Here is a 25,996-nt window from a genome sequence, read left to right on the forward strand (position 1 = left end):
ACACAGCTACCAAGTCACTGATTTGTCGTTCAAAACAGTCAGTTTGACGAATCCATCGAAGTCCACTTGATTCAGAGTGCTTGAAGCAAGTTGTTGTAAACCTCGGCTATCTAGATCTGTTTTTAATACCGACACGTGTTCAACGGTTGAGATTTGATTGAATAACTCATGATTTGGAAGGCAAACATACACCGCATCTTCAACCAAAAGGATGTGATCCTGTTGTTGCGAGTACGCCAATGCAAGCTTGAGTTTGTCTACTGATTTTACAATATGAAGCATAACGTTCCCTAGAAAGTCAGTATTTTTTGGCTCTGAGCTAACTTCTGCGTCAACTCACTCACTTCTAGCACAGTCACATCGATCAGTAAGTTATCTGTCGAGAGGCCGAACTGATTGAGGCTATGCTGACATACGTAAACCTGCTCGATATCGTAGAGATCCATGAGCTTGAATGCAGAAATATAGTCACGTGATAGGGATTCATCAGGCTGTTGAGCCTTGAGAAGCTGTGTAACGCCATCACCAACAAAGAATACGGTAATGTCTTCACTATAGGCTGAAGCCGCTAGCAGTGCGTCTAGCCCTTCCCTACCCGCAGCCGTCGTATGAGGGAAAGTGTTAAATACAAAGGCCAATTTACTCAAAACTGCACAACCCTATCTTGCGTTAAAAGTGCTTCAGATAAGCTCCCTAAGCCAGCTTGGGTAAACCCAGTCGCTAAGTTAGATGCACTCAATTGATGTTGCGTGGCTTCTTCAGTGCTGATCACTCCGCGTCTGAGCGCAGCTGCAACACATGTCTCTAGGCTAACATCGTACTCATCCGCCAGCTTTTGCCAAGCGGAAGCCAAGTCAAATTCATCATTAGCAGGCACAGTAATGTCAGAGCCATTGCTGACACCATCTTGATAGAAGAACACACTGTCGAGTTTGTGGCCCAGCTTCAATAGAGCCACGGCAAACTGATAAGCACTTCTTGCGGATTGTGAGCCGTAAACGGGCCCATTAACTAGGAGTGTATAGCTTAACAACCCTCTTCATCCTCTGTTTTGCGTTGACGGATGTATAGGTACACGGTGTGCTTAGAGATATTCAATCGCTCAGCCACACGGTTAATCGCATCTTTGATATCGAAAATACCTTTGTCGTAAAGCTCCATCACGATTTGACGGTTCTTAGTATTGTTCGATACTGATTTGTCTGCATTGATTTCTTCAATTGTGCGCTCAACCGTTTGGTCGACAAGTTCTTCTACATCACTTGCAAAGTTTACTGATGAGGCAGCTTCGTCCGCATCTTGCGTAGGCATGAAAGATTGCAATACTTGTGAGAATGGCGCATCTAAGTTTACGTTAATACACAACAAGCCAATCACTCGGTCTTCACCATTGCGGATAGCAACCGTGATCGACTTCATCAATACTCCGCCTTTAGCGCGAGTAAAGTATGAACGTGAGAAATTACGCTTAGAACCTTCAATATCTTTCAGCATCTTTAATGCAAGATCGGTGATCGGCGAACCAACCTGGCGACCTGTATTTTCGCCGTTGGCGATTTTAATCGCAGAAGTATTGAGGTCTTCTAAAGAGTGTAAAACGATTTCACAAAACGGACCGATAAGACTCGCAATACCGTCAACCACGGCCTCATAAGATCTTAAGATAATTTTATCGTGTTCACTGAATGGCATGACGTGGACTGATTCCATTTCAAGTAACACATCCGCATTGACTGTTTCTGTAGTAGTCACTTATTCCTTACCTTCGTGTGAAAAATCAACAAATTTATGTAAGTTTATCAGAAAATTTTAATTGCACACCTAGCTAACATTGCAACTAGTGATTTAGAACAACTTTAAAAATCAAATACTCATTTAAAAAGCAAAAAAAAGCCCAACTCAACGTTAGGCTTTTTATTCAATCTGCGTATTTTAATACGAGATATTCATTCGATACTTTGTTCGATATTACTGAGCAGGAGCTGCTTCAGCGTTATCGATTTTCAGTAGCTCAACTTCAAATACTAGCGTTGAGTTAGCTGGGATAGTCGGTGTGTCTTGCTCACCGTATGCTAGCTCTGGCGGGATTACGAATTTGTACTTAGATCCAACTTGCATCAGTTGTACGCCTTCAGTCCAGCCTGGGATTACGCGATTTAGTGGGAATGTTGCTGGTTCGCCACGATCGTAAGAGCTATCGAACTGAGTACCGTCTGTTAGCGTACCTTTGTAGTGTACTTGAACCGTATCTGTGTCTTTTGGAGAAGCGCCTTCGCCAGCTGTCATAACTTGGTAAAGTAGGCCAGATTCAGTTTGCTTCACGCCTTCAGTCTTAGCGAACTCTGCGCGGAAGTCATCACCCGCTTTCTTCACTTCAGCTGATTTCTCTGCCGCTTGTGCTTGCATGGTTTCAGCAACACGCTTGTCTAGAGCTTCAAGTGCAGCGCGAGTTTCTTCTTCATTCAGTGCAGTTTTCTCTGCAAATACGTCTTCAATACCTTGAAGAACCATATCTTTGTCTAGGTTAATGCCTAGCTCGCTTGGCTTATCAATGCTTGTGCTTAGGTAGTTAGCGAAAGATACACCGATTGCGTATGCCGCTTTGTCATCTTCTGTTTTAAAGTTTACTGCTTCAACTTTAACTTCTTCTACCTGTGGAGCTTCTGCCTTTGGTTCTTCTTTCTGACAACCAACTGCTAGCATAACCGTTGCGGCAAGCAGTGATACTTTTAAAACTGATTTCATTGAATTCTCCAATTAATGGCCAAGCCATTGGTTATTGTGCACAAATCTAATGATTAGATTGGTGTGAATACGTTAGTTATAACAATATACTAGTCATATGTCTTTCGACAAAAACCGGATTATTAGACGTGATGCAAATATTTTTCCATTCATTGCTATGTGCTATTGTCATCACCTTGTTAAATGGATGTTTTTTCTTCCAAGATGATGAGCAACGTTGGGAAATTGAACCCAATGGTGCCACCAGCTTTGCCCTGAGCAGAGATGGACGCTTCGCTCTACTCTACTCTCAGCAAAAACACTTACTGCTCTGGGACTTAGACCAAAACAAAGAGCTCGCTCAACTCGGCCCGCAAGATCAATCCGAAAACCAAATATCGCGTATTCGCATCTCTGACAATGGTCGCTTTGCGATTACCGCAAGTCAGATGAATTTCGCCGTTTGGGACTTATCTTGGACTCAAGCTGAAGGGCTTTGGTCTATTTCCGATGGCTTGATTCGCGATGTCGACATATCCAGCAATGGTGAAAAAGTCTTACTTGGTCTGTCTAACGGAAAAGCCATCTATGTGGACTTAGTCACCGGACGCCGTCTGGAGTTCCTCGCCCACCGAGAAAAAGTTAATTCCGTCTCCCTATCTTCGAATGGGCGCTACGCATTATCAGGTGGTAACGACTACAAAGCTTACCTTTGGGATACCGAATCAGGCTTGGTGTTACGTACCTTCGAGCATGAACAAAGAGTAGTACGAGTTGCACTACAACGGGATGGAGAATTGGCTTTTACTTCTGATGGCGGCAACCAAGCGATGATTTGGGATCTAGAAACAGGTGAACCTCAAGCGCAATTACAGAGCTGGTCTCGACAGCTGATATTCTCTAGTGCTCGCTTTTCTGACGACGGCAGTATGTTGGTGACGGGTACACCATCAAGCCAAGTGAGTGTGTGGAATACTCAAGATGGAAAACGAATTTCTCGTCACGATGCCGAGCCATTAAAAGATGCTCGCCCTCCCCGTGCGGTAGTGTATGATGCAGCCTTTGATGAAAAGAACCGTGTGATATCGGGCACCTCTGCGGGCATCGCCCAAGCTTGGAATGTGGATTAAGAACGATGACAGAAAAGCGAATTGAACAACTAGAAAGCCGCGTGAATGACCTAGAATGTCAGTTGGCTTTCCAAGAACAAACCATTGAAGAACTCAATGAAGCGCTTAGCCAACAACAGATGTTGATCACGAGAATGCAAGATCAAATGAAGTTCGTGGTGGGTAAAGTGAAAAATATGGATGGCTCAAACCTCGCTGACGCATCAGAAGAGACGCCACCTCCACACTATTAAGTGCGGTTCCAAATAACGAATTGGTTCTAGTGACGCATATCGCTAGAAATCTAAATCTAAATCTAAATCTAAAACAAAAGGGCGACAGATTCTTATCTGTCGCCCTTTTGCTTGTTTAGTCTGCGCTAACTCAACCAAAGCTAGTTAAGCCAAATACAAGCTTAATCATCGGCATAAATCTTCACTTCCACACGGCCGTTAGTATCAACACTCGCGCGATACATTCCTGAACTGTTCATAGCGAAGTGAATATCACCTTGACCATCGATAGCGATCAAGCCGCCTTCTCCGCCTATGGCTTTCAGTTCACCTTGGATAATGTGTTCACAAGCCGTATGCACATCTTCTTTGAGATAACGCATTCGTGCAGCCACATCACTGGCAACCATCTTTCTAAGGAAGAACTCACCCATGCCTGTCGTTGAAACAGCCACGTTGCCATTCTCAGCAACAGTGCCTGCACCGATGATTGGAGAATCCCCCACACGACCGTATTTTTTATTGGTTACGCCACCAGTGCTGGTTGCGGCGGCTAAGTTGCCAGCTTGATCTAACGCCACCGCGCCAACGGTGCCATACTTTTTATCGTCTGGGTATTTTTGAGCTTGTTGCTCATCGTATTTTGCTTCAGACAAAGCAAAGATGCCTTTATCTTTCATCGACTGAAGTTGGTCATAACGACGCTCAGTAAAGAAGTAATCCTGCTCGGTGAAGGTGTACTCATGCTCAAACGCAAACCTCTCTGCGCCTTCACCAATCAGTAATACGTGGTCGCTTTTAAGCATCACATCACGAGCCAACTCTATCGGGTTTTTAATATGACGGACACCGGCAATAGCCCCCGCGTCCATTTCGCGACCATGCATAACAGAAGCATCCATCTCAACAAATTCATCATGAGTCAGAACCGAACCTTTACCGGCATTAAAGTGTGGGCTGTCTTCCATCACTTTAACCGATGCAACCACCGCATCTAGAGCATCGCCGCCCGATTGCAGTACTTGATAGCCGGCTAAAACAGACTTTTCCAAAGCATCGGTAATACCCGTTTTTAATTCATCGCTCATTTGCTCTCGTAAGATGGTTCCTGCACCACCATGAATAGCAATTGAAAAAGGCTGTGACATGCGAACTCTCCACTGACGTCGTCTTATAATGTTGTGCTATCAATACCACATTCATGGTTTGATGTCTGATAGATAAAACCAAACTTTTTACGAAGGCTTAGATTTACGGACACTTAGTTCGGTAGATTAAAAGTCAGCTCAGAAAGCTCGGCTCCTAAACGAAAAAAACCTCCACAAGGGAGGCTTTCAATATTCTTAAACTAAACCGTTAATTCGGTATTAGTGAGAACCACAGCTACCGCCGCCGCAGCAGCCGTCTTTTTTCTCTTCACCGTGGTCATGGCCTTCGCCACCACAGCAACCGCCTTCGTGGTCGTGATCATGGTCGTGACCGTGGCTGCCACAGCCGCCTTCTTGGTGTACGTGACCGTGTTGAACTTCTTCTTCAGTCGCTTCACGAACAGCTACAACTTCAACGTCAAACGTTAGAGTTTGGCCAGCAAGCATGTGGTTACCGTCAACAACAACTTCGTCGCCATCTACTTCAGTCACTTCAACTGGGATTGGACCTTGGTCAGTATCCGCTAGGAAACGCATGCCAACTTCGATTTGCTCAACACCTTGGAACACGTCAGCAGGAACACGTTGAACTAGGTCATCGTTGTGATCGCCGTATGCGTCTTCTGGAGTAACAGTTGCTGAGAACTTGTCGCCAGCTACTTTGCCTTCAAGCTCTTTTTCAAGACCTGTAATTAGGTTGTTGTGACCGTGAAGGTAATCTAGTGGAGCTTCTGCAGTTGATTGGTCAACTACTACGCCATCTTCAAGTTTCACTTGATATGCAACACTAACTACTACGTTCTTTTCAATTTTCATGAGAGCTCCAAGGAGGTTTGGACTAAGCTCGAACAGTTGAGCTTAGGAAAAATTCTGTACCGAGGTATTATGGGGATCAATTAACGAAACTCAATCATTCTGGCTTAAAAATACCGATCATTTCTTGATTCGCGTGTTCAGATTTCTCTACAGTTTTCGGTTTACGCTGCTCTGTGAAGTCGCAATCGACGCATTCCACCAGCTCGATATTATTTTCAACCCACCAGCGAAGTGTGTCTTGAGTGTTGCAGCTTGGGCAGCTCGCCCCAGCAATAAAGCGTTTTTTCTGTTTCACGTTCATATCCTTTACTACTCTGGATTCACAGTTCTTCCCACTCGCTCAATTTAAGGCTAAGCAGAGACCGTGTTTATTCTTAGATTGGCTCTTTTAAGTGATTGTTTTTAACTCAGGCTATATTTCTAGACTAGGCTACTGCCAATAATTTCGAGATTGGTGATCATTTTCCATCTCGTGTCCAAAAATCTCTTCAAGCTCTTTACGAGCCTCTTTCGCTCTTTGGGCTAACTCGGCATCTTCGTTATGCTGAGGGAGTAACTCTTTCAGCATACCATTATCCAATTTCCTAAAGTGTGCTTCTGCTCGCTTCGCTTTGTATGGATGCATGCCAAGTTCGGTCAGTGTTTGACGACCTAAATCTAATGCCCCAAGGAAGGTTTCACGCGAATAGTTGCTCACACCATGGTTAAGTAATTGATACGCTTCAACACGGCTTCGAGCACGCGCTAAAATCTTCAACTGTGGGAAGTGTTGCTTACACAAATCCACGGTTTTCATGATTTCATCGGGAGAGTCGGTACACAACACAATCGCTTCCGCTTTGTCAGCTCCCGCAGCTCGTAATAGTTCAAGGTGAGTAGAGTCACCGTAGAATACCTTGTAGCCGAACTTTCTAAGGATGTGTATTTGGCTAGCATCACTTTCAAGGACGGTGATACGAATCTTATTGGCATACATCAGACGACCAATGATCTGACCGAAACGACCAAAGCCCGCAATAATCACTCGAGGACTGCGATCAACTACATCCGAAGACATCGCACTTTCACTGATTTGATTTAGCTGACGAGCAAAGAATCGATCTTGCAGCTTAAGCATCAATGGCGTGGTCACCATAGAAAGGCTCACAACAACCAGTAAGAACGACACTTGGGCGCCGCTTAAGATACCTTGTGCACTCGCCGCGGTAAAAATAACGAAGGCAAACTCACCACCTTGGCTGAGAATCATCGCCATTCGGCTGCGCGCTTTAGCTTGAGTACCGAAGATACGAGCCAGCGCATACAGCACCAAACCTTTCAATACGACCAGAGACGACACTGCGATAAGTATTGCGAATGGGCTTTCTGCCAATAAACCTAGGTTTACCGCCATACCCACAGAGATAAAGAACAAACCAAGCAGCAACCCTTTGAATGGGTCAATCGCGATTTCTAACTCGTGTCGATATTCACTTTCAGCCAGAAGTACGCCCGCCAAGAAAGTACCCAGAGCCATCGACAAACCAATCTGTTGCATGATGACAGCAATACCAATCACCAATAACAGCGCTGCGACCGTGAACAACTCACGAACACCGCTCATGACTACATATCGAAATAGTGGTCTTAACAAAAAGTGACCACCGACAAGCAAGCCAATCACACCACCTAGCATCCACAGCATATCAGCCCAACTGCCGCCCGTGTTACCAGCAAGCAAAGGCAGCATCGCCAACATAGGGATTACGGCAATATCTTGAAAAAGTAATACTGCAAAGCCTGACTGCCCCGCCTCTTTGCCACCGAGCTCTCGCTCTTCAATAACACGTAAGGCGATTGCAGTCGAAGATAGGGCTAAGCCCATACCTATGACCAAACTAGTTTGCCAAGTTAATCCGAACAAACAGGCGATGGCGGTAATAATCAGAGTGGTTATCAGCACTTGCGCGCCACCCAATCCGAGAATAGGTGCTCGCATCTGCCATAACTTTTTAGGGTTAAGTTCTAAACCAATTAGAAAGAGTAGCAGTACCACCCCGAACTCGGAGAAATGCAAAATCGCTTCTACATCGCTGATTAAACCGAGCCCCCATGGGCCAATTGCCACACCGGCTAATAGATAGCCTAATACCGAACCTAAACCTGCGCGCTGCGCGATAGGTACCGCAACCACTGCTGCGGCTAAAAAAATAACGCTACTTTGTAGAAAATCGTTAGTCAGAGCCATCATTCGCTCCTATATCTTGTAGCGGGTCTCGCAGCCAATTTCGATAAGCTTCCGCGTGTTGGTAACGCGTCATATCCGAGACGTTTCTTGCCCAGTGTAGAACTAAAGGTGACATCCAGTGCATCTGACACAAAGCGGCGGTTAACTCGAATGGCTGCAAAATTTCTTGTAATGGATATTTATTATAGCCTGTCTCTCCAAATGCCTCTTCTTTACCACCGGTAGTAATCACACTGCGCCAGTGTTTTCCCTTAAGGGCACTCTGCTCACCAAACGCAAAACCTTTGCCTAATACTCGGTCAAACCACTCTTTTAGTAGTGATGGGCATGAATACATAAATAGAGGGTGTTGAAAGACAATAACATCATACTGAAGCAGTAGCTCATGCTCATAAGGCACATCAATAAAGAAATCAGGATACGTCGCGTAGAGATCATGGATTTTGACATGCCCAAGCGACTCTATCTTTTTGACCATCATTTGATTGGCAATAGAGGTTTGTGGCTCAGGATGTGCGTAGATCACTAGCACCTTTGGCACAGCTTTTTGTGTCGAGGGAGTATTACTCATTCCTTTGAAACATTCCTTTTAGAGCTAAACGGTGGCAAGGCCACAAGAATTTAAGCAAAAGTTATTAATATGTTATTGGCATCATAACGCAAATTGCATTGTGATCGACTTTTATCTGGATTCAGCCTACTATGCAGGCGTCTGTTCACCTCTAATTTCTATGCTACCTCTATATGATTACTTTCTCTGATATTCAATTGCTACGCGGCGGTAAGCCACTTCTCGACCAAGCATCTGCAACCCTTCATCCTGGCGACAAAGTCGGTTTAGTAGGTAAAAATGGCTGTGGTAAATCTACGCTGTTCGCCTTAATTAAAGACGAGCTATCGATTGATGCCGGTTCATTCAGTAAACCCGCTCACTGGGAAATGGCTTGGGTTGCACAAGAAACCCCAGCCTTAGAAAGAAAAGCCATTGAATATGTGATTGATGGTGACAGAGAATATCGTGGCCTTGAAGAGCAGCTGGCGAAAGCTGAACAGGCCGACAACGGCACACTGGTAGCAGAAATACATGGCAAGATTGAAACCATCGGTGGTTACACCATCAATTCACGAGCAGCTGAATTACTTGATGGCCTTGGTTTTCGCCAAAAACAAATGACGTGGAACCTGACTCAATTCTCAGGTGGTTGGCGTATGCGCTTGAACCTAGCGCAAGCCCTACTATGTCGCAGTGACCTACTACTACTCGATGAACCTACCAACCACTTAGACTTAGATGCTGTGATGTGGCTAGAGCGCTGGCTACAAAACTACCCAGGCACACTAGTTCTTATCTCGCACGATAGAGACTTCTTAGACCCTATCGTCAACCGCATCGTGCATGTTGAAAACCAGCAGCTGAACGAATACACCGGTAACTACTCGTCGTTTGAGACTCAACGTGCTCAAAAACTGATCCTGCAACAAGCGATGTTCCAAAAGCAGCAGAAACAGATGTCTCACATGCAGAGCTACATTGATCGTTTCCGCTACAAAGCCTCAAAGGCTCGCCAAGCGCAAAGCCGTATTAAAGCGCTTGAGAAAATGGAACAAGTGCTACCTGCTCAATTTGATAACCCATTCAGCTTTGAATTTAGAGAGCCAGACGCGCTGCCTAACCCAATCATGATGATGGATGAGGTATCGGCAGGCTACGATGACAACCTGATTCTAGAAAAGATTCGCCTTAACCTCGTTCCAGGTAGCCGTATCGGTTTGCTGGGCCGAAATGGTGCAGGTAAATCAACGCTGATCAAACTGCTTTCAGGCGAACTGAAGCAGCAAGGTGGTGAACTGAGCTATTCGCAAGGTGTTAAGATGGGTTACTTCGCTCAGCATCAATTAGAGACGCTGCATCCAGAAGAAACGCCACTGCAACACATGATGCAGATTGCGCCTAAACACACTGAGCAACAATTGCGAGATTACCTAGGTAGCTTCGGCTTCCAAGGTGAGAAAGCACTCGATAAAGTGGCTCCTTTTTCGGGTGGTGAAAAAGCACGATTGGTACTGGCTCTGCTGGTATGGCAAAAACCGAATCTATTGTTACTCGATGAACCAACCAACCACTTGGATCTCGACATGCGTCAAGCGCTGACCTTCGCGCTGCAAACGTTTGAAGGTGCGATGGTTATCGTATCGCACGACCGTTACTTACTGCGTGCAACAACCGATGACTTGTACCTAGTACATGACCGTCAGGTTGCACCATTTGATGGTGATCTTGACGATTACTATAAATGGCTAACTGAACAGCAAAAAATTGAACGTAAAGAAGCGCAAGCATTAGCTCCGGCTAAAGACAGTGCAAATAGTGCGGCATCGAAGAAAGAACAAAAGCGTAAGGAAGCCGAGTTCAGAAAACTGACCGCACCTATTCGCAAACAATTGACTCAGTTTGAAAAGAAAATGGATAAGTTGACGCTTGATCTTGAAGAGGCTGAACAGCAATTATCTGACACTTCACTTTATGAAGCTGAAAATAAGGCTAGACTGAATAAAGTACTCGCTCTGCAAGCGAGCAGTAAATCACAGCTAGAAGAAGTTGAAATGGATTGGATGTCCACTCAAGAAGAGCTTGAGCAAATGGAACAGGAAATGGATAGCTTATGAGCCCAGAGCACGCCCCGATATCACTAACACTGGAACGACTATGGCAATTTAGCCTTCAGTATTACAGTGTGCGTGGTGTAAAGGATGCGTGCTTAGCTTTACAAAACCAGTTCCACGGCAACGTCAATCTACTGCTGCTTCTCAAATGGCTTGATGAGCAGCAATTGTCTTTTGCTGAAGAAGAGTGGCACAAAGTACAGCAGTGTTTAAGCCGCTCTGAAACTCTTCTTCATAGCTATCGAGAGCTGCGTAAGCATCTCAAACCTCAAGTCGTCGATTCTCTCTACCGCGAAGCACTCCAGTTTGAGCTGCAGCTAGAGAAGCAACAGCAATCTGATCTCGTCGACTGTATCAACTCTCTGCATCTCTCTGGCAATCAACAATCGCCACTCGCGTTTGAATATTGTCGGCTACTCGGCGCAGAAAACCTCTATGATGCTTTTTCTGAACCAGCCCCTCAGCCTTAACTCGTTACCTTTCCCTTTTATTCCATCAAGATCCAAGCTTAACCTCGATATTATTCAATCAGTTACTCATGGCGTGTTTTTTTAGCCCGTCTCTGTGAAACCCTTGCGCTTATGCCGAGAATCAACCAAGCTCAAATAAAAACGTGGGCGTTTCGCTAAAAGCTCAACACTTTATCAAAGCCCATAAAAGAAGCATGGACTGTTTTTATGACAATATTTACCGCTGCAGCTGGTTTATCAAATCCTCACCTACAAACCTTGGTGCCACGATTTATTAGAAAGCAGGCGTTGTTTGCTCCTCAATGGCAAACCTTAGAAACACCCGATGGTGACTTTCTCGACCTTGCATGGAGCGAATCCCCCGATGGTGGCAGGCCCAGTAGTGACAACTCGAGTAATGACCATCCAAGCAGTGACAACCCAAGCTCTGATAACCTAAGCTCTGACAAACTAAGCTCAAGCAAACTAAGCAATAAGCCCATCTTCATCCTATTCCATGGATTAGAGGGGAGCTTTGAGAGCCCATATGCCAATGGACTGATGAACGCGTTTGCTAAGGATGGTTGGTTGTCCGTGATGATGCACTTCAGAGGTTGTAGCGGAAAACCGAATCGCTTGGCTCGAGCTTACCACTCTGGAGAGGTCGAAGATGCTCGCTTCTTTTTGAGACACCTGCATTCAAGATTTCCCAATAACCCTAAGGTTGCGGTTGGCATCTCGCTGGGCGGCAACATGTTGGCTAATTATCTCGCCGACTACGCAGATGATCCGTTAATATCAGCGGCTACAATTGTCTCTGCGCCCTTTGACCTTGCTTGTTGCTCAAGTCGTATCGAACAAGGCTTTTCCAAACTCTACAAAAAGTACCTGCTCAATTCTTTGAAATCGAATGCGTTGAAGAAGCATAAGTTGCTACAAGAGAAGATTGGCATCTCAGCGGAAAGCATCAAGAAGATCGACAAGCTGTATGAGTTTGATGAACGAATCACTGCACCTCTGCACGGGTTCAAGAATGCACAAGACTATTACGCACAATGTTCAGCCTTGCCTAAATTGAATCGGATTAAACTGCCGACTCAGATCATTCATGCCAAAGACGATCCTTTCATGACCGATGATGTGATCCCAAAATTCGTTCTGCCCGATAACATCGATTATCGACTGTTTCAAAAAGGTGGGCATGTTGGGTTTATTACTGGCAGCACACTCAAGCCAAGGTTTTGGTTAGAAGAAGCGTTGCCTGCCTACTATGAAAGTATCCAAGATTCGGCATAATGACCGAGCCTTAGTAAATAGAAGTAAAAGTATTACTAAGCACACTCATTTCCACATCAACAAACATATCTATGAACATATCCATGAACATAAAAGAGAGAAGTATTTATGATCATCCCATGGCAAGACATTGCGCCAGAGACACTGGAAAACCTCATCAAAGAATTCGTGCTACGTGAAGGCACAGACTATGGTGACGTAGAGGTTTCACTGCAAAACAAGATTGACCAAGTGAAACATCAATTAGCCTCAGGAGAAGTCAGCATCGTGTTTTCTGAGCTCCATGAAACCGTTGATATTCAAGTCACAAAACGCTTCTAGGCTGCGCTCATAAAGGAGCCGTGTTATAGTGGTAAACGATTGCTAACAAGTAAGTTACTCAAAAGACAAGGGTTGTCATGTCCGCTAAACATCCAATTATTGCGGTGACGGGTTCATCTGGAGCCGGCACCACCACCACCTCAGAAGCCTTTCGTAAAATGTTCAATATGATGGACGTGAAGGCTGCTTGGGTTGAGGGGGATAGTTTCCATCGCTTCACTCGCCCAGAGATGGATGTCGAGATCCGTAAAGCGCGCGAGCAAGGTAAGCACATCAGCTACTTTGGTCCACAAGCTAACGATTTTGGCGCATTAGAAGAGTTCTTCCGTCAATACGGTAATGAAGGCACGGGCAAAGTCCGCAGCTATCTACATACCTTCGATGAAGCCGTTCCTTACAACCAAATGCCCGGCACTTTTACGCCATGGCAAGAGATCCCTGAAAACTCAGATGTGATGTTTTACGAAGGCCTTCATGGTGGCGTAGTCGATGGCGACATTAACGTCTCGCAACACGTCGACCTGCTGATCGGCATGGTACCTATCGTAAACCTAGAGTGGATCCAGAAATTCGTTCGTGACACACGCGATCGTGGGCACTCTCGCGAAGCGGTGATGGACTCTATTGTTCGCTCAATGGATGATTACCTTAACTACATTACCCCGCAGTTTTCGCGCACTCATATCAACTTTCAGCGTGTCCCAACCGTAGATACATCGAACCCACTGAACGCCAAAGGGATTCCTAGTTTAGACGAAAGCTTCGTTGTTATACGTTTGCGTGGTATCAAAAACGTCGATTTCCCTTACCTTTTGGCAATGATTGATGGCTCATTTATGTCACGTCATAACACGCTTGTGGTGCCAGGAGGTAAAATGAGTTTTGCTATGGAGCTCATTGTAAGGCCAATCCTACAACAACTAATCGAAACCGGAAAAATAGGTTAACAAAACGTCATTCTGGTTGATTACTTTTCATACCGTGATCATGTGCACAATTTTGCGTAAAAAATCGTAGCTTGGTCACGATTAAAATCAAGAAATAGTACCTGAAAAAGGATACTATTCTTAAACGAAACACAAGATAGCTTGCAGCACTCAACGAGTGCTCTTATCCTAACTGAGTCAATTCAGGCTTAGCTAAAATACGGAAAGCGGCAAGCATACCCTGCAGAGGAAGTGAGATATTATGGTTCTAGGTAAACCTCAAACCGATCCAACATTAGAGTGGTTCCTTTCACACTGTCATATTCATAAGTACCCTTCAAAAAGTACTTTGATTCATGCTGGTGAAAAGGCAGAAACCTTGTACTACATCGTTAAAGGTTCTGTGGCTGTTCTTATCAAAGACGAAGAAGGTAAGGAAATGATTCTTTCTTACCTAAACCAAGGCGACTTCATCGGTGAACTTGGACTTTTCGAAGAAGACCAAGAACGTACTGCGTGGGTTCGTGCTAAATCTCCTTGTGAAGTAGCTGAAATTTCTTTCAAGAAATTCCGTCAACTTATCCAAGTGAACCCAGATATCCTGATGCGCCTTTCAGCGCAAATGGCAAACCGTCTACAAGTAACTAGCCAAAAGGTTGGTGACTTAGCGTTCCTTGACGTAACCGGTCGTATCGCTCAAACGCTACTTAACCTAGCGAAACAGCCAGATGCAATGACTCACCCTGACGGCATGCAAATCAAGATCACTCGTCAAGAGATTGGCCAGATCGTTGGTTGTTCTCGTGAGACAGTAGGTCGTATCTTGAAGATGCTTGAAGAGCAGAACCTAATTTCTGCACACGGTAAGACTATCGTGGTATACGGCACTCGTTAATCTCGATTGACTGAGCCAAAAATTTGAAAGCCACCAAATGCGAATTTGGTGGCTTTTTTGTTTTCTAAAGATCAGATGCGGGAACCGATATTAGAGATCGGACTTCGCTCTTCTAAAGTATCTCGAAGCGAAGCTTACCCGCATCTCTAGGGCAAAGCCCATACTCGTATCTTTCTTTAACCGTTGGTGCTTTCAAAGATCTTGTCAGCCGATGCTGCGACAAATCCTGTATAAAGCTCACCATTAGCCATCGCATAACGCTTAGCGAACTCATAGAAGCCACCAGGAATCATCTCATTGCCTTCAACAAATGAAACTGGGACTTTGTCTGCCATTGTTGATGATTGCTCTAATAAGACCTCTGGAGAGCCTTTAACCTCACCACCAGACGCATTGATAGTGAAGCCTGATTCACTCAGATAATCATTCACTGCCTGCACTTCATCAAAAGTATCAAGTTGGTTCACACTCACCGTAAAGTGGTTTGCACCGTAGCCATGAGCTGCGAGCCAAGAAGCGTATTCACTCTCTTTTGCTAGTACTTGGAAATCCGCGAAACTCAGATCCCAAAGGCGACCACCAAACAAGAACTCATGACCTTGAAGCTTGCTTGCGTCTACTTGCTCAACCAACTTAGCAACGATCTGTTGTAAGTCATTTGAACACTCTTCTACCTTCAACTCACTAATGAACACTTTCGGTTGGTTTGGGTCTGGGTGCTCGTAGTGCTTAGCCACTAGCTTCTTGCTCTCAAACAAGTAATCGCCACACGCCTTGTAACCCAATTCAAGGAAAGGCTTGGCCAGTGTTTCAATACCTAGCGGTGCTACATTGAAAGTACGCAGTGCAATGTGATCATTAATCAGAGCTTCGTCTTCTTTCAGCAAGTGATGTACTTTCTCAGCCGATGGACAAAGCCTGTGAATGTAATCGTCCCATAGTGATTTAAAGAGTAGATCGGGCGTCATGGTGACTCCTTGTCAGAGGTTCTAGCAAGCTAGTAATTTGGATTAGAAAGGGAGAGGCTGGACATAGAGTCAGCAGCCATCAGCCTGTGACATACTTGTTCTATTATTATTTACCGCCCAATCGAGGTGTCGGACGTGGGTGAAAATAGGAAGCGATAACACTGCTTCCTTATTACACAATTAACCAATGAAGCTGTTATTCATGAACCTAGAGCTCATAAGCCTATGATTCATGAACTTATAGCTTAAGAGCTTAAACTAAAGCTCAATACCTGGGCTAAATGTCGCTGGCAGTTGAGTTTCACCACCTTCCATTGACGCCATTGGGTAAGCACAGTAATCAGCCGCATAGTAAGCACTTGGGCGTAGGTTACCTGAAGCACCCGGGCCACCAAATGGTGCATCACCACTTGCGCCTGTTAACTGGCGGTTACGGTTAACAATACCCGCACGGATATGGTCAACGAAGTATTCCCACTCTGAATCGTCTGTTGAAACTAGGCCTGCAGACAAACCAAAGCGTGTGTCATTAGCCAGTTCCACTGCTTGCTCTAGCGATTGGTAACGAACCACTTGCAGCAATGGGCCGAAGTACTCTTCATCTGGCAATTCAACAATGTTAGTTGCATCGATAATACCCGGAGAAACAAATGCCGCTTCGCCCGCTTTTGCTTCTACTAGGCTTACACCACCTAACGATTGCAGATTAGCTTGCGCGTCCAGAATGAACTTAGCCGCCGCCTCAGAGATTTGTGGACCCATGAAGGGTGCTGGCTCAGCGAATGGCTGATCGACACGAATCTTCAAGGTAGCCGAAACTAACTTATCAAGCAGTTGATCACCCTTATCTCCAACGGGAACATACAAGCGACGTGCACATGTACAACGTTGACCCGCACTGATGAAAGCCGATTGGATAATGGTATAAACCGTCGCGTCAGCATCACCAAATTGATCACTGATCACCATTGGATTGTTACCGCCCATCTCTAGCGCTAGCATCTTGCCCGGTTGACCAGCAAATTGACGGTGAAGGATATGACCAGTATTAGCACTACCTGTGAATAGTACGCCATCAAGGCCTTTAGCATCAGCCAGTGCGATGCCTGTCTCTTTGGCACCTTGTACTAGGTTAATCACGCCAGCAGGAAGGCCAGCTTCTTGCCATAGTTTCATCGCAAACTCACCCGTCCAAGGCGTCTGCTCTGACGGCTTAAATACCACGGTATTACCCGATAGCAGAGCTGGGACAATATGACCGTTAGGTAGGTGACCTGGGAAGTTATAAGGGCCAAATACCGCCATAACGCCTAATGGACGATGACGCAGTACGATTTGGTTGCCCGCCGCTTCACGCGAAGCCTCACCAGTACGTTCGTGGTAAGCACGAATAGAGATAGCGATTTTACCCGCCATTGCGCCCGCTTCAGTGCGAGTTTCCCAAATCGGTTTACCCGTCTCTTTTGCAATAATCTGTGCAATCTCTTCGCTGTTCTCTTTTACCTTCTCAGCAAAGTTCAACACGATCGCTTCACGCTCTGCAAAGCTCAGTTTTTTCCAAACTAAGAACGCGTCACGAGCCGCTGCTACTGCAGATTCAACCTGCGCTGGTGTTGCACTATCGCCTTGCCACACCACTTCATTGTTGTATGGGCTTACTGATGTCATGGCGTCGCCTTGACCTGCCACCCACTGCCCTGCTATCCACTGAGTCATACTTCTATCCTTAAAATCTTCGACAGATAATCGCCGCTCTTACTGAGCCAACATGCGAACGAATTCGCCTTCTTTTACTTCAAGAGCGCTTGCTACTTCAGATGATAAAATCACTGTGTCGCTTGCTTGGTCATACGCACCTTTCGCGGCTACTGCGCGGAAGTTCTCAAACGAGGTATTACCAATTAGGAAGTCTTTAGAGCTGGAGTGCTCTGCAATTTGAACCTGTGCTCGAATCGCATGACGCACTGATTCAATGTTTCTTAAATCACACTCAACCGTCGGGCCTGCATCAAAGATGTCGACATAACCACGGTTAGTAAAACCTTCACGTTCCAGCAACTTAAGTGCAGGACGTGTATTATCATGTACCTCTCCAATCACCGCCTGAGCCTCTTTGCTCAGTAGGTTCACGTAGATAGGCAGCTTCGGCATTAGGTCAGCAATGAAGCCTTTCTTACCAATACCAGTTAGGTAATCTGCAAGCGTGAAATCAATTGAGAAGAAGTGCTCTTGCAGCCATTGCCAGAAAGGAGAATTACCTTCCGCATCGGATACACCACGCATCTCAGCAAAAATCGTTTTAGAGAAACGCTCTGGGTGCTCAGACATGATCAGGAAGCGACACTTAGACATCAAACGACCATTCAATCCACCACGGAAAGCTGGGCGCAAGAACAGTGTGCAGATCTCACTGCATCCTGTGTAGTTATTGCCGAAAGTCAGTAGCTTCACGACGTTATTCACGCCAAGCTTTTGCGATGAGTGAACCACTTTGCTGATGTGGTAAGAGTAAAACGGAACATCCCAGCCAATTGAGGCTTCGATGCCTGTCGTACCGGCGACTTCTCCCGTTTCAGTGTCGAAGCCAACCATTAGGTAGCCTTCATCACCGGGTTCAGTCACGTCTTGTTTAGCAAAGCTGTATTCAGAATGAGTAATTCGGTTGGTTAACAGTTCTTCGTTAACCGGAAGAGATGTGAATCCGTGACCAGATTCAACCGCGCAGGTATGCAGCGCATCGTAATCAGATAATTTTATTGGGCGAACAACTAGCATCAATATTCCCTCCAGATGCAAAACAGGCCCAAAACCAGAAGCTTGGGCCTTTAGCATACGTCATGGGATCGCTCTAATGGCGATCATTCCTATGACGCCGCTCAGGCTAAACTAGCGTAGCGATTGCTTTGTCTAGTTTTGATAAACCTTCTTCAATTTCTTGTGTAGTGATAACCAGTGATGGCGTGAAACGAACCACGTTTGTGCCCGCAACCAGTACCATCAAGCCTTGCTCGCCTGCTGCTACTAATACATCACGAGCACGACCTTGCCATGCTTCATTAAGCGCAGCACCTAGCAATAGGCCTTTACCGCGAACTTCACTGAATATTTGGTATTTGTCGTTAATCTTAGCTAAACCATCACGGAACATTGCTTCACGCTCTTTCACGCCAGCCAAAGTTTCAGGCTGGCTAACCACGTCAACAACCGCTTCAGCAACGGCACATGCCAGTGGGTTACCACCGTAAGTAGAACCGTGCGTACCCACTTTTAGATGTGTCGCGAGTTTAGATGTTGTTAGCATTGCGCCGATAGGGAAACCACCACCTAGTGATTTCGCAGTGGTTAGGATGTCAGGTGTAACACCTAGGCCTTGGTAAGCGTAAAAGTTACCCGTACGGCCATTACCTGTTTGCACTTCATCAAAGATAAGCAATGCATTGTGTTTGTCGCACAATTCACGAACTGTGTTCACGAATTCAGATGTTGGAGAGATGATACCGCCCTCACCTTGCAGAGGTTCCATCATGATTGCACAAGTGCGATCAGAGATGTGCGCTTCTAGCGCTGCAATATCGTTATAAGGCAGGTGCGTAACATCACCTGGTTTAGGACCGAAGCCATCAGAGTAAGCCTCTTGTCCACCAACGGTTACGGTAAAGAAAGTACGACCGTGGAAACCTTGTTTGAATGCAATGATTTCAGATTTCTCAGGACCGTGAACATCCACCGCCCAACGACGAGCTAGCTTCAATGCTGCTTCGTTCGCTTCTGCACCTGAGTTGGCAAAGAATACTTTTTCTGCAAAACATACTTCTGTTAGCTTCTTCGCTAGACGCAATGCAGGTTCATTGGTCATTACATTACTTAAATGCCAAATCTTGTTTGCTTGCTCAGTAACTGCGTTAACCATTGCTGGGTGACAGTGACCCAAACAGCTCACAGCGATACCACCAGCAAAGTCGATATACTCTCGGCCTTGTTGGTCCCAAACGCGTGCGCCTTCCCCTTTTACTGGGATCATTTCCATTGGGTTATAACAAGGCACCATCACCTCATTAAACAGACTACGTTCTACTTTTTTTTCCACTGTCATCGTACATTCCTTTTCGATACCGCAAGCTTCGCAAATAAGCGTACTGGTTCATAAGTGAGACAAAGATATTTTCTCTCGCCATAATCCCGCTGCAGCATTATATTTACATTTAATTAACGCTTTCAATAGTAGATTATTCTTTAGCCATCCCTAACAACCAGCTAAACGTCACTACCTATGACTATTTATGCATCAATTAATCTGTTTTATGAAGCTTTTTTTACTTAAACGCATAACCAGTAACAGCAAAGCCTTACTGGCATTGCTGTATATAGGGTTCGAGACGAAATAAGGCGAATAATTTTGCATAGGCTAAAAACTTAGCCTGAAGAGAGAGAAATGTTATAAAAAGTGATCGGCGTCAGAGGAGTAAGAGACGCGTAGCGCCCGAATTTAAACGCTTAACGAATAGGCTAACAGGTTTAACTGGCTTATTTAGACGCAGAAAGAGTCAAATTTAAACACTCAACGCGCTAAGAAGTTAGCGAGAAGCTGGTGTCCTTGCTCTGTTTTAATCGACTCAGGGTGAAATTGTACGGCATCAATCGGCAAGGTTTTGTGTTGATAACCCATGATCTCATCCATGCTGCCATCTTCAAATTCTGTCCAAGACGTCAGTTCAAAGCAGTCAGGTAACGTGCCATTTTTCACCACTAGAGAATGGTAACGTGTCACGGTTAAAGGGTTATTAAGCCCTTGAAAAACGCTCTTGCCATTGTGGCGTATTGGAGAGGTTTTACCGTGCATCACTTGTCTGGCTCGCACCACTTCACCACCAAAGACTTGAGCAATGGCTTGATGACCAAGACACACACCTAAGATCGGCAGTTTACCAGCGAAGTGTTCAATGACTTGCAGAGAGACTCCCGCATCATCAGGCGTACAAGGGCCCGGCGAGATAACAAGGTGGCTAGGATTTAGCGATTCAATGCCCGCAATATCAATCTCATCGTTGCGAACAACTTTCACAGTGACCCCTAACTCACAGAAATACTGATACAAGTTATAGGTAAAAGAGTCGTAGTTATCGATGATAAGTAACATGGGTCGAAATCGTTTGCTAAATACTAAATGATTGGGAGATATAGGGGCGGTATTGTGCAATACCCATGGCGAAAGGCAAGTGGAAACTGCATTTCGCCAATAATTAAGGCCAACCTGAGTTGACCTTAATTGTTTACAGATAACTTTCAGTTACCTGAATCAGGTTGCTTGCATGATTAACGATGTCGCTACTTGCGACGACGCCACATTGCTAAGCCAAACAATGACATCAGTGCACCGAAGCCAAATGAACCACCCACTCGCAGTTCAAGAACAGCAGGATCATGATCCGACGAACGGAAGTGATCTTGGTACTTAGGTAGGTCACCTTTGAACTCTTCGTTATAGTCAAACAACGTCGACTCACCACCATTGATATGCCAATCAGTAGCATCCACAACCATGTCTTTCAGGCTGTCACTGATCAACAAATGATCCAAGGCACCGACTTCATCATTGTATGAGTAGCTCCAGCTGTCTGGGTGCTTTTGAGCCACAGCATTAATGTAGCCGTAGTTCTTAGTGATCACAGCACCACTGTCACCAAACTGCTCAACGCCGTCAATGTAAGTGTTACGCGCCGCTTTAATTTGCTTACCGTATTTCTCTTCAGAGTAATCCGTCAGTACCAACATTGGGTCTTCCATGCCGTACGAGTTCATATCACCCAGAATCACTTTATGGCCTTTGATGCCATCTAGCGCTTCACCCAGCGCAACCGCGGCTGCCACGCGGAAGTTCTCACATGAACCTTGCTTGTCGGCATCAACGCCACCTTGGCCGCCCTGCTCAACAGGAGCTGCATCTTCCCAACACTTAGAACCTTTCGATTTAAAGTGGTTGATCGCTACAGTGAGCTTCTCTTTGGTGCCTTTAACTTTAAAGGTTGGCGCCAATGAGTCACGTTGGTAGTTTTTACCGTCTTCAATCACCTTACCAGAATCGTCTAATACCTCTGGTGCTTGTTGGCTTGGCATCGCGATAACACGACTGTCTTTAAGCTTAACCACTTTCTTACGGTAGATAACACCCGTTGTAATGACATCAGTACCAATCGAGTCCATCTCATCGGTTACGCCATCTTCATTTGAATCGACAGCCACAAAGGTATAGCGGTCTTTCTTACGCTCAATACGATCATTCAGTTGGCTAACCAGCTGCTGAATGGCAGAACCTTCACCAAAGCCGTTGTTCTCAATTTCCATCAAACCAATGATGTCAGCATCTAAGCGAAGAATTGCGTTCACAATCTTCTCTTGCTGCATCTCAAACTCAGTCATGGTGTTCGCGCCACGGTTGTTACCATGTTGATTCGCATCACCACCAAATGGAGAATTGAAGTAGTTCAAGACATTGAAGGTCGCGATACGCAGATCGCCTTCATCCATATCAGGCTTGTCAGTACGTGGGTCATTACGGATAAAGTTCTCAGCCGAGATCTGGTTAGTTGTCACTAAGCGATACTCACCGTAGCTGTAGGTCAATACGCCTTCTAGGCCAACAATGGTGTCATCGATACGGATGTAGTCTTCCGTCGAGCCATCTTGGTCAATATCGGTACGGCCAAAGTCTGGATAAAAAGGAACTTGTCCGTCACCCGCTTTTTGATCGGTTTCAACGAAAAGACGACGGTCTGCGTTATCTTCCGTTTGTTGTTTCGCGTCTTCAGAACCTGCTGCGAAAAGCTGGTTCGGCTGCATGTTAATACGCTCATGCGCCAGTACCATATTATTACGACGACCTGCGTAGTCATAACCAAAGGTACGAGTTACACGCATATCAAGCGCTTCTGTTGTTTTCACCAACATGCCTTCATAGCGTTCAAGCGTTGCAGCGAAGTTTTCATCACTGTCTAGAGCTTCAATCGCCGTTGCTTCAGGCGCTTGTTGTTCGCCCTGTTTTAGCCATTGGTTGTTTTCAACTTTAAGCTGAGTATGGCTGTAGTATTCTTGAACCTTACCTTTCACACACACTACATCGCCCGCAGCCAGTTCTGAGCTCGATTGATTCGTGTGGATAAATAGACCTTCAGAAGTACTTGAATTGAAGTCATCCTCAAGTGCTTGCAGATAGAAGCCTTTGGTTATGCCCGTTGTCACCGCACTCACAACACCTTTCACGAAGTACTCATCGTCAGTGATGTACGGGTAGCCATCAATGAACGGTGATGTTGCGCCCTCTCCTTGGATCTCTTGAATGGTTGTGAATACTGGATCAGAGCCATCTTGTGTACAAGTGAACGCTTCTGGCAGCTCAACACTGTCTAGTGAACCTAGGCCTTCAATGCTGTCTTTTGGTAGCGATACCCACTGTGAAGCATCAAATGTCACCGATGGTGTTTGTGTCGCACGAACCAAAGTAACATCTTTACCCCAGTCCACATCGCCCATCAAACCAACAACATCATGTACCGATCCATCTGAATTCAAGATAGCCAGCGGGTCGTCACCGTTATGATTAGCGATAGAAGCATTAATGATGTCAGCTTGAGCTTTAATCTCATCACTCGCGCTAGAATGTGCGACCACAAGTACTTCACCGGGTGCTAAAACGTGGCCATCTAAAGGTAAAGTGGCACCCCATGTTCCGTTGCCGTTCGCTGATTTAGCCAGTGAATAACCATCTAAATTAATGCTGCTATCGCCGTTATTAGCAATCTCAACCGCTTTGTTGTAGCTGCCGCCTTCCACATATTGTGAAATAAACAAATCAGCGTGTGCACTTGCCGTTAGCAAGCTACCAATTGCCACTGCTAGCAATGAAGGTTTGTGTAAAAGAGCCATCCGTTTCACCTGAGTTCATCGATTTATAGTCACTGCCATCTATGGGCAGTCATGTATTTTGTGGTAACTATCAGGTTTATTTATGAAATGAATAAGTCAGTTGGCAAGAAAATGAGGAACTTATCACTTTGGAATCATCAATTGTTTGGCACGTTATATATTTCCAACATATATAGAAATGAGCATCAATTTATAAAGCTCAGGAGTGCTGAATAAGATCATCTGCACAGCATTAAAGTGATGAATATGCTAGTCAGATACTCCGTAAATCATCAATTCAAACAAGGGATTTTCGAGGAAGGTAAATGGAATGGGCATTAAAAAGCCCAAAGTAAACAAAAGCTACTTTGGGCTCAAATTCTCAAACGAGTTGTGTTAGTTCACCCTATGGGCGAGTAACAAAACCTACCGCTTCGTATGCTTTTTTCAGTGTTACTGCAGCACGTTCAGACGCTTTTTCAGCACCCGCTTTCATTACTGCGTCCATGTAAGCACGATCAGCACGGATACGGTGATATTCAGATTGAATCGGCTCAAGCATCTCAACCAATGCTGCGCCTACATCCTTCTTGAACGGACCGTACATCTCAACGCCTTGGTATTGCGCTTCGATCTCTTCAAACGTTTTACCCGTCGCCGCAGAGTACAGACCCATTAGGTTAGAGATACCCGCTTTGTTTTCCCAATCGTGAGCAATTCGTGGTGGCGTTTCTGCATCGGTTTGCGCTTTGTTGATCTTCTTGATGATCGACTTAGGCTCTTCTAGCAGAGTAATTACGTTCTTACGGTTATCATCCGACTTAGACATTTTCTTAGTCGCATCTTGCAGGCTCATTACACGTGCATTCACTGTTGGAATGTAAGGTTCTGGAACTTGGAAAATTGGTGTTTCAGGGCCGTAGATGTTGTTAAAGCGATTGGCGATATCACGCGCTAGCTCTAGATGCTGTTTCTGGTCGCTACCTACTGGCACTTGGTGAGCACCGTAAAGCAGGATATCTGCAGCCATCAACACTGGGTAATCGTATAGGCCTACGTTTACGTCATTTGAGTGACGTGCAGACTTATCTTTAAACTGAGTCATACGGCTCAGTTCACCCATTTGTGTGTAACAGTTAAGAAGCCAACCAAGTTGAGCATGCTCTGGTACGTGTGACTGAACAAATAGCGTGCTCTTCTTTGGATCAACACCGACAGCAAGACAGATTGCTAATGCGTCTAGAGTCGCTTCATGCAGTGCTTTCGGGTCTTGGCGAACCGTAATTGCGTGAAGGTCTACAACACAGTATTGGCAATCGTAATCATCTTGCATCTGTTGCCATTGACGTAGAGCACCCAAGTAGTTACCGATACTTAGTTCACCAGATGGTTGAACACCACTCAATACGATGGGCTTGCTCATGGTTTTAATTCCTTTGCTTGGTAGCTTGGTTTTTCACTTCGCTTGTTAACTTCGCTTGTTAACTTCGCTTGTTCGCCTAGCTTCTTAACTTAAATATAGAAAAGCCGCGTAGCTCTTTCTACGCGGCTCATCCAGTGTACTCATTGACAAGTATTTTGCTAGTAGGTTTGCTAACTTTTGTCCGCTTTATGCTGAAACTAGAACGACATCTAGTAATTGCGCAATGTTGTCTGCGACATAGTCAGGGTTTGATGCTGAAATCGGCTCACCGTGGTTGTAGCCGTAAGTCAGACCAAACGAGTGACAGCCTGCATTCTTAGCCGCTTTGATGTCATTGCTTGAATCGCCAACCATCAGCATCTCTTCAGCCTTCACATTGTGCTTTTCTAGCAACCAGTTCAGCGCCACTGGGTTCGGCTTTTTCTCTGGGAAAGAGTCGCCGCCCAACACATCAACAAAGTACTTACCGATACCATGCTGCGCCAGAACGTCTGGTACAAATTTCGATGGCTTGTTGGTAACAAGTACCATAGTGAAACCCGCTTTATCCAGCTCAGCCAGTGTCTCTTTAACCGATGGGTAAAGGTGACTCAGCTTGTGACCGCCCTGCTCGTAGAAATCATCAAACAGGATGCGCGCTTTTTTTAGTAGTTCAGGCTCAAGGCTTGGGTCAACCGTAAGGTTGCGGCTCAGTGAACGTCCGATAAGAACATCAGCACCATTACCTACATAGTCACGAACTTGTTCTTCGCTTACTGAAGAAAAACCCAGTTCCTGACAAGCTTGGTCAGCGGCGACAGCCAAATCAGGCACGCTATCTAATAAGGTTCCATCCAAATCAAAGGCGAGCAGTTTTATTGAGCTTAATGACATCTTACTTTCCTATTTATAATTGTTG

General features: G+C 45.4%; 26 protein-coding genes. 8 read left to right on the forward strand and 18 right to left on the reverse strand.

Translation table 11 applies throughout. The features are described 5' to 3' along the window. Positions 1-6: 6 nt before the first annotated feature. The 5 genes from tusB to fkpA form a co-directional block, all read right to left on the reverse strand. Positions 7-282: a sulfurtransferase complex subunit TusB gene (gene tusB, locus IHV80_RS14755; protein WP_192853361.1), complete on the reverse strand. Its 276-nt coding sequence runs from the start codon at positions 280-282 to the stop codon at positions 7-9. Positions 283-290: 8 nt separating this feature from the next. Then, on the reverse strand, positions 291-647 hold the full coding sequence (tusC, locus tag IHV80_RS14760) for a sulfurtransferase complex subunit TusC (protein WP_192889494.1): 357 nt from the start codon (positions 645-647) through the stop codon (positions 291-293). After that, the gene (gene tusD / locus IHV80_RS14765; RefSeq protein ID WP_192889495.1) at positions 644-1,033 is read right to left on the reverse strand and encodes a sulfurtransferase complex subunit TusD; all 390 of its coding nucleotides are present in this window, start codon (positions 1,031-1,033) and stop codon (positions 644-646) included. Before tusD ends, tusC begins: the two co-directional genes overlap by 4 nt. Beyond that, on the reverse strand, positions 1,027-1,752 hold the full coding sequence (locus tag IHV80_RS14770; protein ID WP_004729851.1) for a helix-turn-helix transcriptional regulator: 726 nt from the start codon (positions 1,750-1,752) through the stop codon (positions 1,027-1,029). The genes tusD and IHV80_RS14770 overlap by 7 nt, the downstream gene beginning before the upstream one ends. Positions 1,753-1,968: 216 nt before the next feature. Further along, entirely contained in the window at positions 1,969-2,745 is a 777-nt protein-coding gene (gene fkpA, locus IHV80_RS14775) for an FKBP-type peptidyl-prolyl cis-trans isomerase (RefSeq protein WP_081229705.1), read from the reverse strand. Between the two features lie 131 nt (positions 2,746-2,876). On the opposite strand from fkpA, the gene IHV80_RS14780 reads away from it, so the two are divergent. Beyond that, positions 2,877-3,854: a WD40 repeat domain-containing protein gene (locus IHV80_RS14780; RefSeq protein ID WP_029223204.1), complete on the forward strand. Its 978-nt coding sequence runs from the start codon at positions 2,877-2,879 to the stop codon at positions 3,852-3,854. A 5-nt stretch (positions 3,855-3,859) separates the two neighbouring features. Beyond that, a complete protein-coding gene (locus IHV80_RS14785; protein WP_004729640.1) occupies positions 3,860-4,087 on the forward strand; it encodes a SlyX family protein in 228 nt (75 codons plus the stop codon). Between the two features lie 161 nt (positions 4,088-4,248). On the opposite strand, the gene IHV80_RS14790 is transcribed toward IHV80_RS14785, so the two are convergent. The 5 genes from IHV80_RS14790 to kefG all read right to left on the reverse strand — a co-directional run bounded on the left by IHV80_RS14790 (position 4,249) and on the right by kefG (position 8,828). Next, positions 4,249-5,214 carry an isoaspartyl peptidase/L-asparaginase family protein gene (locus tag IHV80_RS14790; protein WP_192889496.1) on the reverse strand — a complete coding sequence of 322 codons (966 nt, stop codon included), beginning with the start codon at positions 5,212-5,214 and terminating at the stop codon, positions 4,249-4,251. A gap of 219 nt (positions 5,215-5,433) precedes the next feature. Beyond that, positions 5,434-6,030, reverse strand: coding sequence for a peptidylprolyl isomerase (slyD, locus tag IHV80_RS14795; RefSeq protein ID WP_017104666.1), 597 nt, complete (start codon positions 6,028-6,030; stop codon positions 5,434-5,436). 94 nt (positions 6,031-6,124) lie between these two features. Further along, complete coding sequence (locus IHV80_RS14800; protein ID WP_017632113.1) at positions 6,125-6,325, reverse strand: YheV family putative zinc ribbon protein; 201 nt, start codon at positions 6,323-6,325, stop codon at positions 6,125-6,127. Positions 6,326-6,460: 135 nt separating this feature from the next. Continuing rightward, complete coding sequence (gene kefB / locus IHV80_RS14805; RefSeq protein WP_192890781.1) at positions 6,461-8,257, reverse strand: glutathione-regulated potassium-efflux system protein KefB; 1,797 nt, start codon at positions 8,255-8,257, stop codon at positions 6,461-6,463. Further along, complete coding sequence (gene kefG / locus IHV80_RS14810; protein ID WP_192889497.1) at positions 8,244-8,828, reverse strand: glutathione-regulated potassium-efflux system ancillary protein KefG; 585 nt, start codon at positions 8,826-8,828, stop codon at positions 8,244-8,246. The genes kefB and kefG overlap by 14 nt, the downstream gene beginning before the upstream one ends. Positions 8,829-9,001: 173 nt before the next feature. On the opposite strand from kefG, the gene IHV80_RS14815 reads away from it, so the two are divergent. The 6 genes from IHV80_RS14815 (at position 9,002) to crp (ending at position 14,808) form a co-directional block, all read left to right on the forward strand. Next, positions 9,002-10,924: an ABC transporter ATP-binding protein gene (locus tag IHV80_RS14815; RefSeq protein WP_192889498.1), complete on the forward strand. Its 1,923-nt coding sequence runs from the start codon at positions 9,002-9,004 to the stop codon at positions 10,922-10,924. Next, complete coding sequence (locus IHV80_RS14820) at positions 10,921-11,391, forward strand: TIGR02444 family protein (RefSeq protein WP_192889499.1); 471 nt, start codon at positions 10,921-10,923, stop codon at positions 11,389-11,391. The genes IHV80_RS14815 and IHV80_RS14820 overlap by 4 nt, the downstream gene beginning before the upstream one ends. A 207-nt stretch (positions 11,392-11,598) precedes the next feature. Then, the gene (locus tag IHV80_RS14825; RefSeq protein WP_192889500.1) at positions 11,599-12,666 is read left to right on the forward strand and encodes a hydrolase; all 1,068 of its coding nucleotides are present in this window, start codon (positions 11,599-11,601) and stop codon (positions 12,664-12,666) included. A gap of 108 nt (positions 12,667-12,774) precedes the next feature. After that, positions 12,775-12,987 (forward strand): YheU family protein, encoded by a 213-nt coding sequence (locus IHV80_RS14830; RefSeq protein WP_010435208.1) that lies wholly within the window; start codon positions 12,775-12,777, stop codon positions 12,985-12,987. Between the two features lie 77 nt (positions 12,988-13,064). Next, positions 13,065-13,934, forward strand: coding sequence for a phosphoribulokinase (locus tag IHV80_RS14835; protein WP_004729650.1), 870 nt, complete (start codon positions 13,065-13,067; stop codon positions 13,932-13,934). Between the two features lie 241 nt (positions 13,935-14,175). Next, a complete protein-coding gene (gene crp, locus IHV80_RS14840) occupies positions 14,176-14,808 on the forward strand; it encodes a cAMP-activated global transcriptional regulator CRP (RefSeq protein ID WP_004729651.1) in 633 nt (210 codons plus the stop codon). Positions 14,809-14,984: 176 nt separating this feature from the next. Here the strand turns inward: crp and IHV80_RS14845 are convergent, their stop codons facing one another. The 8 genes from IHV80_RS14845 to IHV80_RS14880 all read right to left on the reverse strand — a co-directional run bounded on the left by IHV80_RS14845 (position 14,985) and on the right by IHV80_RS14880 (position 25,971). Further along, positions 14,985-15,776 (reverse strand): DUF1338 domain-containing protein, encoded by a 792-nt coding sequence (locus tag IHV80_RS14845; protein WP_192889501.1) that lies wholly within the window; start codon positions 15,774-15,776, stop codon positions 14,985-14,987. Between the two features lie 258 nt (positions 15,777-16,034). Continuing rightward, positions 16,035-17,492, reverse strand: coding sequence for a succinylglutamate-semialdehyde dehydrogenase (gene astD / locus IHV80_RS14850; RefSeq protein WP_192889502.1), 1,458 nt, complete (start codon positions 17,490-17,492; stop codon positions 16,035-16,037). Between the two features lie 39 nt (positions 17,493-17,531). Next, entirely contained in the window at positions 17,532-18,551 is a 1,020-nt protein-coding gene (gene astA, locus IHV80_RS14855) for an arginine N-succinyltransferase (RefSeq protein WP_009848917.1), read from the reverse strand. 106 nt (positions 18,552-18,657) lie between these two features. After that, on the reverse strand, positions 18,658-19,869 hold the full coding sequence (locus IHV80_RS14860; RefSeq protein ID WP_192889503.1) for an aspartate aminotransferase family protein: 1,212 nt from the start codon (positions 19,867-19,869) through the stop codon (positions 18,658-18,660). Positions 19,870-20,334: 465 nt separating this feature from the next. Further along, on the reverse strand, positions 20,335-20,913 hold the full coding sequence (locus IHV80_RS14865; RefSeq protein WP_192889504.1) for an aminodeoxychorismate/anthranilate synthase component II: 579 nt from the start codon (positions 20,911-20,913) through the stop codon (positions 20,335-20,337). Positions 20,914-21,101: 188 nt separating this feature from the next. Next, positions 21,102-23,696: an ExeM/NucH family extracellular endonuclease gene (locus IHV80_RS14870; protein WP_192889505.1), complete on the reverse strand. Its 2,595-nt coding sequence runs from the start codon at positions 23,694-23,696 to the stop codon at positions 21,102-21,104. Positions 23,697-24,081: 385 nt separating this feature from the next. Beyond that, positions 24,082-25,098 (reverse strand): tryptophan--tRNA ligase, encoded by a 1,017-nt coding sequence (gene trpS, locus IHV80_RS14875; protein ID WP_017103608.1) that lies wholly within the window; start codon positions 25,096-25,098, stop codon positions 24,082-24,084. A 186-nt stretch (positions 25,099-25,284) separates the two neighbouring features. Then, positions 25,285-25,971 (reverse strand): phosphoglycolate phosphatase, encoded by a 687-nt coding sequence (locus IHV80_RS14880; protein ID WP_192889506.1) that lies wholly within the window; start codon positions 25,969-25,971, stop codon positions 25,285-25,287. Positions 25,972-25,996 lie beyond the last annotated feature (25 nt).

The organism is Vibrio bathopelagicus, assembly GCF_014879975.1.
GTDB lineage: Bacteria > Pseudomonadota > Gammaproteobacteria > Enterobacterales > Vibrionaceae > Vibrio > Vibrio bathopelagicus.